Annotated in this window: 14 protein-coding genes, 1 tRNA gene and 1 pseudogene; 9 read left to right on the plus strand and 7 right to left on the minus strand. The window is 42.0% G+C overall.

The genetic code is table 11. The features are described from left to right. Positions 1-501 precede the first annotated feature (501 nt). From HMO_RS0104190 to HMO_RS0104200, 3 genes are read left to right on the plus strand one after another with little or no spacing between them, the layout of a single operon-like run. The gene (locus HMO_RS0104190; protein ID WP_217490983.1) at positions 502-963 is read left to right on the plus strand and encodes a nucleoside deaminase; all 462 of its coding nucleotides are present in this window, start codon (positions 502-504) and stop codon (positions 961-963) included. A 33-nt stretch (positions 964-996) separates the two neighbouring features. Beyond that, positions 997-1,530: an outer membrane lipoprotein gene (locus tag HMO_RS13730; protein WP_010299025.1), complete on the plus strand. Its 534-nt coding sequence runs from the start codon at positions 997-999 to the stop codon at positions 1,528-1,530. A 45-nt stretch (positions 1,531-1,575) separates the two neighbouring features. Next, the gene (locus tag HMO_RS0104200; RefSeq protein WP_010299027.1) at positions 1,576-2,088 is read left to right on the plus strand and encodes a L,D-transpeptidase family protein; all 513 of its coding nucleotides are present in this window, start codon (positions 1,576-1,578) and stop codon (positions 2,086-2,088) included. A gap of 285 nt (positions 2,089-2,373) precedes the next feature. Here HMO_RS0104200 and HMO_RS0104205 read toward each other — a convergent pair whose 3' ends face one another. The 3 genes from HMO_RS0104205 to HMO_RS0104215 all read right to left on the minus strand — a co-directional run bounded on the left by HMO_RS0104205 (position 2,374) and on the right by HMO_RS0104215 (position 6,037). After that, positions 2,374-3,318, minus strand: coding sequence for a hypothetical protein (locus tag HMO_RS0104205; RefSeq protein WP_010299030.1), 945 nt, complete (start codon positions 3,316-3,318; stop codon positions 2,374-2,376). Between the two features lie 289 nt (positions 3,319-3,607). Next, on the minus strand, positions 3,608-4,819 hold the full coding sequence (locus HMO_RS0104210; protein ID WP_010299032.1) for an amino acid permease: 1,212 nt from the start codon (positions 4,817-4,819) through the stop codon (positions 3,608-3,610). 21 nt (positions 4,820-4,840) lie between these two features. After that, positions 4,841-6,037, minus strand: coding sequence for an aromatic amino acid transport family protein (locus HMO_RS0104215; RefSeq protein WP_010299037.1), 1,197 nt, complete (start codon positions 6,035-6,037; stop codon positions 4,841-4,843). A 290-nt stretch (positions 6,038-6,327) separates the two neighbouring features. On the opposite strand from HMO_RS0104215, the gene HMO_RS16980 reads away from it, so the two are divergent. From HMO_RS16980 to HMO_RS0104240, 5 genes are all read left to right on the plus strand, one after another. Continuing rightward, complete coding sequence (locus tag HMO_RS16980) at positions 6,328-6,501, plus strand: hypothetical protein (protein WP_175282087.1); 174 nt, start codon at positions 6,328-6,330, stop codon at positions 6,499-6,501. A 20-nt stretch (positions 6,502-6,521) separates the two neighbouring features. After that, a complete protein-coding gene (locus HMO_RS0104225) occupies positions 6,522-7,193 on the plus strand; it encodes an acyl-homoserine-lactone synthase (protein WP_010299041.1) in 672 nt (223 codons plus the stop codon). A 259-nt stretch (positions 7,194-7,452) separates the two neighbouring features. Continuing rightward, positions 7,453-8,067, plus strand: coding sequence for a uracil-DNA glycosylase family protein (locus HMO_RS0104230; RefSeq protein WP_010299045.1), 615 nt, complete (start codon positions 7,453-7,455; stop codon positions 8,065-8,067). 39 nt (positions 8,068-8,106) lie between these two features. Then, positions 8,107-9,174, plus strand: a complete 1,068-nt coding sequence (locus HMO_RS0104235) for an F-box-like domain-containing protein (RefSeq protein WP_139016825.1) — start codon at positions 8,107-8,109, stop codon at positions 9,172-9,174. 75 nt (positions 9,175-9,249) lie between these two features. Continuing rightward, complete coding sequence (locus HMO_RS0104240; RefSeq protein ID WP_010299050.1) at positions 9,250-10,551, plus strand: hypothetical protein; 1,302 nt, start codon at positions 9,250-9,252, stop codon at positions 10,549-10,551. 485 nt (positions 10,552-11,036) lie between these two features. On the opposite strand, the gene HMO_RS0104245 is transcribed toward HMO_RS0104240, so the two are convergent. Continuing rightward, complete coding sequence (locus HMO_RS0104245; RefSeq protein WP_139016826.1) at positions 11,037-11,864, minus strand: glycine zipper 2TM domain-containing protein; 828 nt, start codon at positions 11,862-11,864, stop codon at positions 11,037-11,039. Positions 11,865-12,072: 208 nt separating this feature from the next. On the opposite strand from HMO_RS0104245, the pseudogene HMO_RS17310 reads away from it, so the two are divergent. Continuing rightward, positions 12,073-12,224: pseudogene (locus tag HMO_RS17310) on the plus strand (IS1595 family transposase); the annotation flags it as partial. Positions 12,225-12,508: 284 nt separating this feature from the next. Here the strand turns inward: HMO_RS17310 and clpP are convergent. The 3 genes from clpP to HMO_RS0104260 form a co-directional block, all read right to left on the minus strand. Beyond that, positions 12,509-13,153, minus strand: a complete 645-nt coding sequence (clpP, locus tag HMO_RS0104250) for an ATP-dependent Clp endopeptidase proteolytic subunit ClpP (RefSeq protein ID WP_010299057.1) — start codon at positions 13,151-13,153, stop codon at positions 12,509-12,511. A 2-nt stretch (positions 13,154-13,155) separates the two neighbouring features. Continuing rightward, positions 13,156-14,583 (minus strand): trigger factor, encoded by a 1,428-nt coding sequence (gene tig, locus HMO_RS13735; protein ID WP_010299060.1) that lies wholly within the window; start codon positions 14,581-14,583, stop codon positions 13,156-13,158. 35 nt (positions 14,584-14,618) lie between these two features. After that, positions 14,619-14,703, minus strand: a tRNA-Leu gene (locus HMO_RS0104260). Positions 14,704-14,770 lie beyond the last annotated feature (67 nt).

The following is a 14,770-nucleotide window of genomic DNA, read 5'->3' on the forward strand; positions in this document are numbered from 1 at the left end:
GGAGCTATTAGAATTCCCCCTTGGCGATGCCGCTGAAGCGTGCTGGGAGCCTAAGCATATTACGCTTAGACACAGAATCACTTTTAATGGACGTGAGCTATTAGCGGCTTTGCTGTCTGAAGAAAAGAGAGTTGTAAAAAAGGGCATAGTAAGTCTTTTATGATAGTTGGTATTAAAAGATAAATGGGAAGAGAAGCTTATTATATCAAGAGAATAAACTGTCAAAAAATAACGTGTCTATCAAAGGCGCTCTTAACAGAATTTTACTGATAAGTTTTAATCACGCTCATGGGGTAGCCAGAAAACTGAATTCTACAAAAAATAGTTAATTTCGGCAAATTTTTAAGCTCGTTCTTTCAGTGCCATAACATAAAACACGGGGACATGTTTTCAACAAAAGCTGTGGATAAGGTTGTGAGTCTGCGTTTTATATCTTGTTTTTCTACTAAAATTTCAGATAGTTAAAATATATGCTGAAAAATTAATCAATTGTTCATATTTATGAAATCATCGTATATGCAACAGGCTTTAGAGCAAGCGTATCAAGCTATAAATAAAGATGAAGTGCCGGTGGGGGCAATCATTGTCTATAATAATAGGGTGATTGCGGCTGCGCATAATTTAACCCAGTGCTTAGGGGACCCCACGGCCCATGCGGAGATGCTTGCTATTAAGCACGCTTGTCAAATGTTAGGTCAAGGGCGATTAAGCGAGTGCGATCTGTATGTAACTTTGGAGCCTTGTGCTATGTGCGCAGGCGCTATAAGCCATGCTCGCCTTAGGCGCGTGTTTTACGGTGCCTATGACCCTAAAGGGGGAGCGGTCGATCACGGCCCGAGAATTTTTCAGGCCCCAACCTGCCTGCATCGGCCGGAAGTAGTATCGGGAATAAATGAACAGGAAGCTAGTAATTTATTAAAAAGATTTTTTCTTGCAAAACGTAAAAGTGATTCCTATATGTAAAGTGTGCTCATATACAAAACTTTAGGTGAAAACATGAAAAAAATTCTTATGCTTTCCGTTGCTCTTTTAGCTGCCGTTAATATGACAGGCTGTGCTCCCCGTATTGGTGGTAGCGATTATTCTGTTGCTGGTAGTGGTGAAGTCAGTGATACACTGCGAGGTGTCATTGTAGGAAAGCGGGTCGTACGCATTAACATGAAAGATCCAGAGCATCAAAATGATCCTGGCGTTGGCGCTGGCATTGGTGGGGTCACTGGTGTGGTCGCGGGCTCTCAATTCGGTAAAGGCAGTGGACAATTAGCCGGAGCCGCTGTTGGGGCGTTGGCAGGAGCGGTAGCCGGACACTTTGCTGAGCAATCCTTAACTGAGCAAGAAGGTTTCGAGTATCAGATCGACCTAGATAATGGTCGTCTCATGACAATTGCTCAAGGCAAAGATCCAGAATTAATGGTTGGACAGCGCGTTCTTGTCATTATGCCGCTTCAACAAGGCAACCGCACAACAGTAAGCTTTGGTGGACGCATTAATGCTAGCCGTGCCCGCGTTATTGCTGATCGCACCCGCTAATAGGGTGACGTTTGTCTGATTAATTTAAGCTAGGGGTTAAACACAATGGTAAGCAAGTTAATTTGCAGACTGCTATGGGTGTTTAACCTTTTTTCTTGTTGTGGATGCGATGATTCGCAGTACCTTAAAGCAGACTCAGTAGACCGCATCGTCGTTGAAAAATCTAAACGCAGCATGCATTTATGTTGTGGCGCTAAAGCTGTTAAGACTTATAAGATCGCACTTGGAAGAAATCCAGTCGGCCATAAGCAAAAGCAAGGGGATTGTCGAACCCCCGAAGGACAGTACAAAATTAGTGGCAAGAATCCCAAGAGCCGCTATTATAAAGCATTACGCATTTCTTATCCTAATCCTCAAGATCTTATCTGTGCCAAAAAAAACTGTGTAAATCCGGGGGGTGATATTATGATTCATGGACTTGGTGACGGTTTTGCCTGGCTCGGAAAAACCCATCTCCTCAGAGATTGGACGCAGGGATGTATTGCGGTTACAAATGAAGAAATGGATGAAATTTTTAAGTCCACCCAGGTGGGAGCCACTATTGAGATACGGCCGTAAATTCTAAACATTGAGAACCATTGGTATGAATAATTTTTAACACCCGCAGTTTGTGTTAAAACGGCACCTTCTTAATCTGGATTTGGAAAAGGAATCCATTCCTCGTCCTAAATAACTCCAGACCATAGTCCTTCTCGTATAGAATAATAAGCCAGTCTGTGGACATAATGGAAAGGGGCCCAAGAGCACTCCCCTGTTAATTTAAGGCTAATCTATTGATGTCCGCAGATTAAATGGTCGGCTGTACTCTATTACTCTTCCTGGCATAAGGCTCTTTAAAGAGGTTTAGGATCCCTGATCGACAGCTGTTAAGACAACACTGTTAGATAAATAGTTTATCGTGAAACTTAAGGAGGCAACCGGACAAGTGACGGCGGTAAAATGGCCGACAATTGGATTGATTGCTGTTAAAATTGTATATAAGACTGGCGCGCTGTAATCTCCCGGGTGAGGTAAAATATTGAGAGTGCCTCCCAAAACCGCAGTGTCCATGACCGTAAGGAAATCTGATTGTCCAGCATCATTAATTTCACAGTTAAAAATGCCATTAGTATTGTCGAAGTTGGTTAAGACCTGCAGCGTGCTAATAGACGTGCTAAGTTTAAGAGAACCAGAATTTTGCAAGCTATGAAGCGGACCTTTAGCGATTAAGGCGGCGTCTGCGGCAATAATAATTTCGGAGCTGCTTAATTTGCCATTGTCACTTAATTTGCCGCTCATAACGGAGACTTTCCTAGATAGAGAGATGCCAGCCGTAATTGAGGTAGTAATCGTATAACCAACGCCTCGGCTTTGGGGCTGATAAACAGGGTGATCTGGTAATAATCTGTGGGTTGAGCTCGGTAAAGTATCAGGGGCTTCTGGAACATCGTCCTCCAGCCCGCAACTATTAATCCAGGAACGTCGTGTAGGATAAATGCCTGTAGCCGCAAGAGGCCGGTTCCCATAGATTAGTTTTTCAAAGCCGGAGATTGCTGCGTTATTATCGCTGCTGTTAAAGCTGCTCATTGCCTTGTCATCAATTGTGCCAACGCTGAATCGATCTAGGTTTAGTTTTAATGAAATCGGCTTAGAATTATCATCGTTGTTTGAGGACTGGCCATCATGGCAGCTAACACTACCGATAAGAAGGTAAGGAACCATCAAGAAGCGACTTAAAAGAGATAAGGAATGCCTTATTTGGACTGAAGAAAATAGCCACTTATCTTTAAAGAAATATTGCTTTAGCATATAAAACTAATCCGTTGCTAGGGTTGTATTAATCCAATTATACCTTCTTTAATTGAGAGTTTTGCATAAATTTTGCCATTCTATGCCATCCTTTAGAGGCAGAAGTCATTATAATAACAAGCTAGTCGCGGCCTCGCTTAGAGACGGGGCTGAATTAAAGCCACTCCATTATTGTTAAGCAATGAACGGTGAAAGAAGGTGTTATAGGCTATAAAAAAGCTTTCCTCTTGTCATCCGTAGAAGGAGACAGTAGGAAAGCAGGGCTATCCCTAAATATTGGCGCTTAGGGCTAACCTAACATATTATAGAGCTCACAGATTATGAGCCCCAAGGCAAAGGTTGCCCCCAGCCAACGAATAAAAGGGCTCTGGCAAATTCTATAGCAGGTTGCTTCGACACAGGTGCGATCCTTAAAGATCAAGTAGGTTGGTAAAATGATAGCAATAATAACCAGAATCATTCCGGCAAACCCCAAAGCTTTAATAAAGGCCCCTGGCGTCAATAAAGCGATGGCGAAAGGTGGTGCTACGGTGATTAACGCAGCACCTAAGCGCTGCCAGCAGCGGTAGGTCGAGCCAGGCAGAAGCTTTTGCCAGATATCAACTAATCCTAAAGCCACGCCTAAGGCAGAGGTAACAATTGCAAAAAATGAGACTCCCCACACTAAGAGTTGGAGGTGAGACCAGGAAGCGGCCTTGGACACCATTTGCACAAAGTCGCCCACCTCTACATTGGTGGCAATAATCTCGTCAAATAGAGCAGGTGCCTTTGTGGTCAAAGTGCCAAGTGTGGTCATTGTCCAGGTTAAGTAAACAACCACGGGAATAAGGCTTCCCCAGAAAAATGCCCGTCGGATCTGGATGGCATCGCGATTCAGATAACCAGATATGGCTGGGATCATCATTTGGAACCCAAAGGAAGTAAAGATGACTGGAATAGCCACCGTCCAAGTTTTCATCTCTACTAGGGTAGTTGTCATAGAAGGAAGCGTTTTTATCTCGAGATCAACACCTAATCCCCCAATCGTGCCAATCAGTAAACCGATTAAAGTAAAAAATAACAGACGATTAATATAATCAATCCATTTAATCCCCAATGTTAAAAATAGACATAGTAACGCCGCGGCCATCTTTAAGATAAGGGGGAGAGGTACCTCTTGCTCGACAGTAACCTTAAATAAGGTGTGGGTGATTGAGCTGCCACCATATAAATAGGCGGCAAGTAAAGCGTAAGATAGCGTCATAATACAGCCGATGGCTATCATCTCGGCGCCTCGCCCGCTGATGCGGCGAGCAATCTCACTTAAGGTTAGGCTTTCACCCCTGCGAATCGTAAGCTCTGTGCCTAATAACGCAGAGTAATAGACAATCATCCACGTTACACTAATTAAACCCAAGGTGGCGATGGTGCCAAGCTTGGCTAAGGTCATCGGTAGGGCAATCATGCCGGCTCCGATAGCTGTGCCTGCAATCATGCAGGTCGATCCAAAGGTTTTATTCATCTGTATATTACACCTTTCTTTTTACAGGCACTCTATAAGATTAAGTATCTCAATGAGGATAATGCCTAAACTGATTATAATTATAAGAATGCGAATTAATTTATTATCCAGAATCTGGTAATGACTCTGAGTGGTCGTATCTGAACGGTAAAGCAGATATAAAGGAAGCAGTAAAGCTAACACGACCAAGACCATGCCAGCAAAACCTAAGGCGCCGATAAAGACGTGGGGGATTTGCTGCACCACTAAGTAGGGGGGAATAATAGTCAAAGCCATGCTCCAGAAGCGACTTTTGATTAGGTTTTGCCAGGTATGGCTAAGCCCAAGGCCGACCCCAATTGCTGAGGTGAGGATAGCTAAAACTGCCAAACCCCAGGATAATAATTTAAGACCCGGCAATGCAGCTGCTTGACATAAGATATTAATAAAATCTCCGACGTCGCGGGGATGCTCTCTTAGTTGTGAAAAAAGGTCAGGTTGATGGCTGGCAATAAAAACCAAACTAATGACAGTCCAACTTATATACACTAGGGCTGGAATAAGACTGCCATAAAAGAAAGATCTTTTAATTTTAGTCGCATCCATATCCAGATATTTACTAATGGTGTGAAAAATAATCTGAAACCCGAAGGAGGTGAAGACGATGGGGATCGCCTGAATTATAGAAAGAGACTGGCCTGGCTGAAATATAAGTGAGATTTCCCGGTTTAGATTAATAAAGCTGGTTAGGGCTCCACAAGCAATCAAGAGAACCAGCAGCATTCCAGCAAATAATAGCCGATTGATAGAGTCAACCCATTGTAGGGGTGCTAACAATAAACAGCCGATCAGGATAGCGATAATTAACAGTAATTCTTGAGCACCAGGGGCAGTTAGAGGCGCTATGCCTTGCCAAAGAGAAGCGAGAACAGAACTGCATCCATTTAAATAGGAAGATAGTAAGGCATAGCATAAAAGCAGCAACGCGGTTTGGCCGATCCACTCAGCTTTAGGGCCACTAAAGCGTCGAGCTAAACCTCCGATTGAAAGGGGGGTAGCTGCCCGCAAATTTAATTCTGAACCTAGAAGTGCCGAGTAGTAAGCAAGCCCCCAAATGGCGATCATTAACACAACTGCTTCTTGTAATCCAATTTTTATTAACACCATCGGCAGGGCTAGCATCCCCGCCCCAATGGCCGTTCCTGCAATTAAGCAGCTCGATCCGAAAACTTTTCCCATAACACAACCTATCAAGCCAAATACAGGCCTAATTCTTTGAAATGTACTTAATTTTTAAATGAAAATAGTAAATAAAATAATATTATGCGCGCTTTGGCGCATAGAAATAGCAGAAATAAATGAAGGAGGAAGTGTTTAACAAAATTGTGGTCCTTATTTAATTGTCTAAATAGTTAATCTTATTGTCTTGCTTAAGTCAACAGGAAAAATTTTTCCTTAATTTAGAGGAAATTGTAGGCGGCTCGGATTATTTTTGGATTTATGAAAAATTTTTGTAAAAGGAGATGATAATGATGGATGACTACGATAATTATAACCCTGTTAAATTCTCTGCTCTCCGTGGTCAGCGCGATACTTGGCCGGCTCGGGCTTATCAATTTATTAGGAAATTGATCCTTAAGAACCGTGACCGTTATAATATTGGCACCCTGGTGGATGATCCACGCTTCCCAAAGAAGGATTAGATCTAACAAAAGGATTAACAATGGTCAACATTCTCAACGACTATAAAATGCTGAGGGTTATGCCTGATCATCACCATGTGTTTATGGGCGAAATCCAGCAGTATCAGATGGTGCGACAAGGCGCCTTTAGTGAACGACGAAAATGGAAAATTAAACTGACCGCCGATGGCCGTGACCAGGATAAATTTGACTGGGGAGGGAGCACCTATTTATTACTTTGCCATAAGGATAATGTGATCGGTGGAGTACGGTTGCGCAATTCAATGGAGCCAAACTTAACCTTAACTGAGTTTTCTCGTGAGTTTAAGCTTGACCCTAAGACGATCACGCATCCAGCTGTTATGGAAAGTAGCCGTTTTTGTAAGATGCGCCACCATCGACTGAAGGGCGAAAATAAAACCGACGATATTCTAGCAATATGGCTAGCATCCGCACTGTTTCAGCATGCCGAAGATATGGGTGCCCAGTCAGTGGTAACAGTTGTGGATCAACCTATAAATGATTTATTTGCCCGTTGGGGGTGGCCTCTCCAAGCTTTAGTTGAAAAGAAGTATATCGATGAGGCTGATCGCTGGGGGACAATTATCGGGCGTTGGGAATTAGATCCTAAATATTATGCTACTATGCTGGCTAAGTTGCCGTCTTCTCTTCATCAGCGCATTATCACTGACGTTAAGCGTTTGTGCGCTTAAAGAGGAAGACGCTATTGAGGACAGGTTCGCCCCAATATCTGTCCTCAATTACTATAAAATGCTGCCCTGACTCGTACTAAGCGGTAAGATCACCCTCCTACAAAGTTTGAAGACTGATCTTGTTGACCTTATCCTCTTGTTTAAAGAGAGAAAGAGAGTCAAAGATTATTGCAGGCCTGTTGGGTAAAATCTGTTAATTAATATCAAGAGTTTGGATAAATTACCAAATATTAAAACAGTGCAAATTTAACTGAGTTCCATGGAAAGCCGTAAGTCAGACGAACAAGATAACAGTTTCGAGGTCGCCCTAAATAAGCTTCGGGCCTGCCAGAATTGTGCGGCTCAGTTACCTTTAGGTGCTAACCCGATTGTCCAACTGTCGCCTCAGGCCAAAATCTTGATTGTGGGACAAGCGCCAGGCACAAAAGCCCATTATTCCAAGTTAACCTTTAATGACCCCAGTGGGGACCGTTTGCGGCAATGGCTAAATGTTACGCGCGATCAGTTTTATAACGATAAACGCATCGCCATTATGTCGATGGGCTTTTGCTATCCTGGCCGAAATCCGCGCGGTGGCGATTTACCGCCCTTGCAAGCATGTGCCCCGTTGTGGCACCAGCGTATGCTAACCTTCCTGCCAAATATTAACTTAATTCTTCTGGTTGGTCAGTATGCCCAAACATATTACTTAGGCAACCGCCGTAAACGTACGTTAGCTGAGACTGTTCATGCATGGCGAGAATATTTGCCTACCTATTTCCCACTGCCTCATCCGAGCTGGCGCAATACTGCTTGGTGCCAGACCAACCCGTGGTTTGAAGCTGAAGTTATTCCTGAACTCCAGGCAAGAGTACGAGAACTTCTAAAGCTATAATAAGAGCCTTGTTTAGCAATAATAGCGGTGGTTAATATATTGCGTTCCTGTTCTTACCAGTATGCAAAATGCCATTTAAATGCTCAGATTGTTGGGAAAAATAGGGGTAGTCTAAAGAAGAGGCTTAAATTTTATATTGTATTTCTACTGATAATACCTAAACAAGGTAGAGTAAATACCGATGAGACTAAAAATGAAACTGTTACCACTAATTTAACTTTGATGAGCTTCTCAATTACTAATATTTCAAGCATGGAGCAAGACGAGGGTCCCATTAAAGGGCGCTCAGCGTCACAAGCATGTGCAGAGCAGGAACTGCAGCGTTCAAAGAAAAGAGCTAGGACAGAACAGATTCGAGGCAGGGCTGAAAATTCAGAGGCAGAAAGTGTTGAGAGTAAAGAGGAGAAGGAAGCTGCCTCATCGGCTGATAGAGGAATAATCCCAGCAGAAGCGGAAGATACTAAGAGTTTTATAGCTAAGTATGTTGCTGATGTAGAAACGGAGACCGCGCTTTCAAGTCATCGGCGTGAGCTGGAGGAGTTTCTGGGAGCTATTAACAAGCTTTCACCGTTCATGGCAACAATGCTGTATAAACCGTTAGCAGAGATGAAGAAGTACCTAGATCTTACTGCTGAAATTTATCAATCGCGGCAATTTAATCCTTTTTCTCTTGAAGCAACGACAGCAGGTGGACATCACATCCCAGTTGAAGTACTCGTAAAGATTGCGGGAATGTTAGACTCTAAAGATTTGTGCTCTCTTAGCCGCGTTAGCCCTTTTGCTTATGGTATTGCTTTAGAAGCAAACCTTTATTATCGAGAAGCTAGAAAGAATACCCCCTTCAATAGTGTGATAGAGCTCCAGAAGGCTCTAAGGGAAGAGCATCCTGAGGCTTTAGCAGCCATTGGTATTACTCGTCATAAAGCTCTGCAGAGGCGAGCAATAATTGAGTTAGAAATTTTAATTCAGAACTTTATAAAGGATTGCCTGCAAAAGGATACTTTTTGTGGTATTTCCATTGATAACTATAAACAGTCCCAAAATTGCCCAAAATGGTTTGACATCGTTAAAAGCTATAATAGGAGACAGGGAGAAGCAAGCATATAATTAAGGGCCAATTCTTACAACAAATGGCTAGAACAAGCTTTAGCTAAAGGAAGTAAGCAGGCTTACTTATACGTTTTGCAAAATCGCTTTTTACGCTTCCCTGATCCTATCTCTGTTCCTGATTGGCAGCCTTATTCACACGCTCAGGATCAAAGCCAAAATATAAAAGAATGGCAAAAGAGCGAGGGAAATTTAAGATTTAGAAATTTAAATCATCCTCCCTCATGGAAATTAGAACCCAATAATCTGATGCACGAATTATCTACGCTGTGTTACCAGTTTGAGAAACTTTTTGGCGCCTCACTTGCACCCGCTGAACAGGAGCAGGCATTATCAGTATTTATAAGAGCTATCGAGTTAATAAGAAGAGATTATTTTTCTCTATCAGATGAAGAAATGGCTGAATGGTGTGCCAAAGGAAATCCTGAACTCAAGAAACACTTTGAAAAAAGTGAGAAGCAATTTGTTCAGAAGAGAGAAGAGATAATAAAGCACTTAGTGACGCTAATTGCGCAGTATGCGCCAGATAATTGGCGAGCCTGTTTCTATCTAGGGAGGCTTTATTACCAGGGGATAGAAGTAAGAGACAATATTTCAGCCAGGCCATATCTTTTGTTTGTCGATCGTAAGCAAGCTCAAGATTATTTTAATAGGGTTAATTGTTTAATTAAAGAGTGTGCTGAGCCGCTGGAAGGAAGCAAAGCTTGGCTCTTTTATGCTTGGTCCCGTTTACTCATTGACGCAGAGAAGAGGCCAAATAGCTGCTTATCCGCGTCAAGTGAGCCTATTGAGAAAATGATAGATGCCTCCTTGTGCGCGTGGAGCCAAGCTGATGAATACAATAATCTTCGCAATAGGGTGGAAAGATTATTTGAAGCTTTCCTGAAAAGCCCCTTCGGGTGGGTGCATCCGCTTATGCAACCAGACAGCCCTAATCTTAATCTTTATTATTCTCTGTGCCAGCCCTTTGAACACCAAGTTGTTAGAGCTGATTTTCCGTGTACAATTGATGCCCCTACACGCACTAGGGCAATTAATCTTATTGCGAAGAAATACTTGGCGATAAGACATGAGAGTAAGGAAACGCTGCCATCTCTACGAGAGATTTTAGATCCCTTAACTTTCATTATTGGTACAGGCTTCTTTGCTCCAAACTATTATTACCTTCATGTTTTTAACACTTTTAGAAGCATTCATCCTCAAACATATGAAGCAATTTATCAGGATCTGCTTGCTACGTTGAATGGACAAGCCGGTAAAAGCTTAGAACTAATGGAGAATATTCAAACTCGTGCCCAAGGTTTTCAAGCAAATTATTACGAGAAGTTTTTTGAAAAGGCTCAACGTTATCTTGATGATTTAAGTCAAGGGCAATGATTGGTTGCACAGGCAGGCCCTTGGTGGTCTCGCCCTATTTATAGAGGTTAATGAGATGGCTTTATAAAGAGGCACCTAGGAAAGGTCATCATTAACTTCAAGCTTAACCATCAACCCTAGACAGAAGCACCTGTTCATTTCTATTGGTTGCTAGAAGACTTCTGAGATTTTAATACCTTGGCCATTTTATTAAGGGCTAGCCATCTCCCACTTATTAGCAGCTGTCGTGGGTTAAAGTCTGTACCTAGAACTTTCTCAAAAGGTTAAGAGAGGAGAGGTTGTCTACAGGGGGCCAAGCTTGCTCTTCTCATGGACAGGTCTCAGAAAACTTGAGGATGCTGCTCTGCTGAAGAAGAGGCTACAAAAATATTAAAAAACAAACTTAAAGCGGATATGAGAAATAGAGCCCTACGCCTCCTCTAAGCTTGTTTTTTAGAGATATCTTTATCAAGAAAGTTTATACCAATCAGAAAACAAAGTTAGAATTATGGTTTTAAGATAATAGGGTTGTACTTTTCTGGATGACGTTGCGTAAGTTGTGGTATTATCTTACCGTCGAGCTCAACTAAGGACCAAGGCATATAGGGCTCATATATTGAAAAAAATTTCTCTTCGAGATAGTCAAGCTTTGCTTGCTTATATTCTTCCTCGACCTCAGGAATTTCTAAATCGGAGATTTTCTTGTGAGCCTTATAAATTACTTTAGCTGTTTTAAAGAAAGTTGGTTTGAAGTGATACTGAATTTTATGTGTAGTCATTGTTACTGGAATCATAACCGTACCTAAAACGGCACCAACTGGAATACCTAAGCATGCAGCTATTACTGTACCAACGGCAGCTCCTGCTGATACTCCTATTGCTCCACCTATTACGACAGGGGCTCCCTTTAAACTGATAATTGAAAAAGGTAAACCAAGGCCTAATCCTATCACTCCTCCTGTCACCACACTAATAGGAACAGTTGCACACCCTACCATTAATGAAGTTAGCCCCATGCCTTGTAGAGGAGTTAGAATTAATTTTTCACTAACAGGATGGCGTTTAAATGGATCTTTGAAGATGGAATGGAGTTTTAAGGTATAGCGTTTACCAAAATTTGTAGTATACTTCTTTTCCTTAAGGCGATTTTCTTCTTTTAGGTATTTTTTTAGATTATTTTGAAATCTTGCCTCAACCTTATCAACTTTTTGAAGCAAACAATCTATTTGCTGTATTGATTTACTGGATTCTGTCGTGACAATTTCATTTGCTCTCACAAGTTCGATAGCCATATAAAATATTAAAAATTGGCAAAAAGTGTTTTTAGCTCTCATTTTATTCCCCTCAATCATATATCCTTCTCAATTCTGTAATCATTGTTAAAGAAGGACAAGTTTGTTTCTATTTTATTAAAATATTAATTCTGATAAAATGGGTGATCTTTACTAGAATCTTTAAGCTTTTTCAAAATTTGAAATCCATCTCGTAGATGTCTTTTTTGATTAAAGAGTCTATTTCTAAGAGGCCTATATAAGATTCTGAAATCAAGCTAAACGGCACTTGCGCAAATTTAATGGTATTGCAAAAGAAAGTTTCGAGCCATTTTTAAAAGGGGCGACGAGTGTTGCCTTAATCCAGGCCCAAAACGTCAATTAACAGTATCAAAACACTTGCTTAAACGTTATCTAAAATGATTATCTAGGACAGTCCTAACTCTAAAATTTTTTAGAACAAGGGGTGCTTTACTAATTTCTAACCTTCTTACCCCACCAGTAGCTGTCGTGGGTTAAAGTTTATTACTAAATTGTTCTCAAGAAGGAGTTAACAGAGGGGGTTACTGCGGGAAAGGCAAACTTGGTCTGCTCATGGAGCGGTGTTGAACTATTGCCTATAATCCGTAATTTAAAAGCCCTCCTTTAACCTAGTGCAAATCCTAGATAGGTAAGGAGGGCAAAATGCTTTTATTAGCATTAATCTTTTATTTGTCTTTATCTGCTTCTAACGTAAGACTCTTAGGGCGCTCAGTAACCACATGATCAATTAAGCCAAACGCCAAAGCTTCCTCGGCTGACATGAAGTTATCCCGCTCCATGGCCCGTTCAATTTCTTCTAAAGATTTGCCAGTATGATGCACATACATCTGGTTAAGGCGCTGGCGCATTTTTAAGATTTCACGAGCATGGATCTCAATGTCCGTGGCTTGGCCTTGGGCGCCGCCGGAAGGCTGGTGAATCATTACTCGGGCATTTGGTAAGCTGTAGCGTTTACCTTTAGTGCCAGCTGTTAATAGCAAAGATCCCATGGAACAGGCTTGCCCCATGCACAGGGTGGTAATATCACACTTAACATAGCGCATGGTATCGTAAATGGATAATCCGGCAGTCACAACCCCACCCGGCGAGTTAATATACAGAACAATGTCTTTGTTCGGATTTTCGGATTCTAAGAAAAGGATTTGAGCACAAATTAAGCTGGCCATTTCATCATAAACTTGGCCAGTAACAAAAATAATACGCTCTTTTAAAAGGCGGGAGTAAATGTCGTAGGACCGCTCCCCCCGGTTAGTTTGTTCGACAACAATTGGAACCAAATTGCTAACCATCGAAGAGCGATCGACTATCATACTTACTCACCTTTTGCTTTAGACGTTTTCCCTTTAGAAGTCTTTTTAGCAGGAGCTTTTTCAGTCGTCTCGTCCTCAGCCTCAAAGCCAGGAACAACGCCGCGAATTGCTTCGATCAGCTGTTCCGGAGACACTTTTTTCTCAGCTAATTTTACCTCTGTTAAGATAAAGTCTACCACCTTATCTTCCAAAATGGGAGCAGCAATTTGTTCGACTGCTTGTGGATTTTTTTGGAAGAAAGCAAAAACTTCTTTTGTTTGGTTAGGATAACGCATAGCTTCTTGGAAAATTGCTTGGCGGATTTCGACGTCTTCCACTTTAATTTTCTTTTCACGCGCAACTTCAGAAATAATTAATCCTAAGCGGACGCGGCGTTCAGAAATTTCACGATACTCTTTCTTGAGTTCGTCTTCGGAGCGGTTGTCATCTTCTTCCAAGGTTCCATTGCGGCGTGCTTCTTCGAGTTCTTGGCGAAGACGCGACCAGATAGCATTGAACTCATTTTCAACCATAGCTTCTGGCAGATCAAAGGAATAGTCGCTGTTCAGGGCATCGAGTAAGTGACGCTTTAAGCGCATGCGGGACAGATTGGTATATTCTCTCTCTAGGGCTTCTTGAACGCGCTTTTTAAAGTCATCAACGCTTTCGCAGCCAAACTCTTTTGCCAGCTCATCATTCAGTTCAACCTTGGCAGGTTCTTCAATTTTTGTAACGGTCAACTCAAGCTTTAAATCTTTTCCTGCTACTGCTTTATTGCCAAAGTCTTCTGAAAACTTTTCAGTAACTTCAAGGCTATCTCCAGCTTTAACCCCTTTAACGGCGGCTTCAAGGGCGCCCGAGAGAAGTTTTTCTTCACTGCCAACAATGACATGCATATGTTTATCAAAGCCTTTAAACGCTTTACCATCAACGGTGGCTTGAACATCCAAATGGATAAGGTCGTCATCCTTAGCAGCTCGAGCTTTTGCTAAAGGTTGGAATTTCTTGTGATTGGTCACAATTTCATCAATTTTCTTGGTCACTTCAACGGCAGGAATGTCTACGACCAACTTTTCCAGCTTAATTTTATCAAAGCCTTTTAATTCAATGGTTGGCAGTACTTCAAACTCGATCTTAACTTCTAAATCTTTACCTTCATCAAAAGCTTCAATGGAAACCTTTGGTTGGGCAGCTTGGCGAAGATTGTTCTCTTTTGAGATCTGGCTTACGGCAGTACGGATCACGGCTTCCACAGCATCTTGAGTAGCATCTGGACCATAGCGTTGTTTTAAAATGGTTGTCGGGATCATGCCTGGGCGGAAGCCAGCCATTTTTACTTTCTTTCCGATAACCGTTAAACGCTCATGAATACGGGTGTCCATATCTGATGAAGGAACGACCACATTAAATTCTTGCTTCAATCCTTGTGCCGATGTGCGGGAGATCTTCATAGTTTACTCTGCCTAAATGTAATGATTAATTTGAGTGGTGCGGGCGGAGGGACTTGAACCCCCACGGCTCTCGCCGCCAGAACCTAAATCTGGTGTGTCTGCCAATTTCACCACGCCCGCATAAGACGTATAATCTTGATGATAAATAATCTCTACCTTACTCTGATCTGATTTTCAATAACAATTT

Origin of the sequence: Candidatus Odyssella thessalonicensis L13 (assembly GCF_000190415.1) — a bacterium.
In the GTDB taxonomy this organism is placed as follows: domain Bacteria; phylum Pseudomonadota; class Alphaproteobacteria; order Paracaedibacterales; family Paracaedibacteraceae; genus Paracaedibacter; species Paracaedibacter thessalonicensis.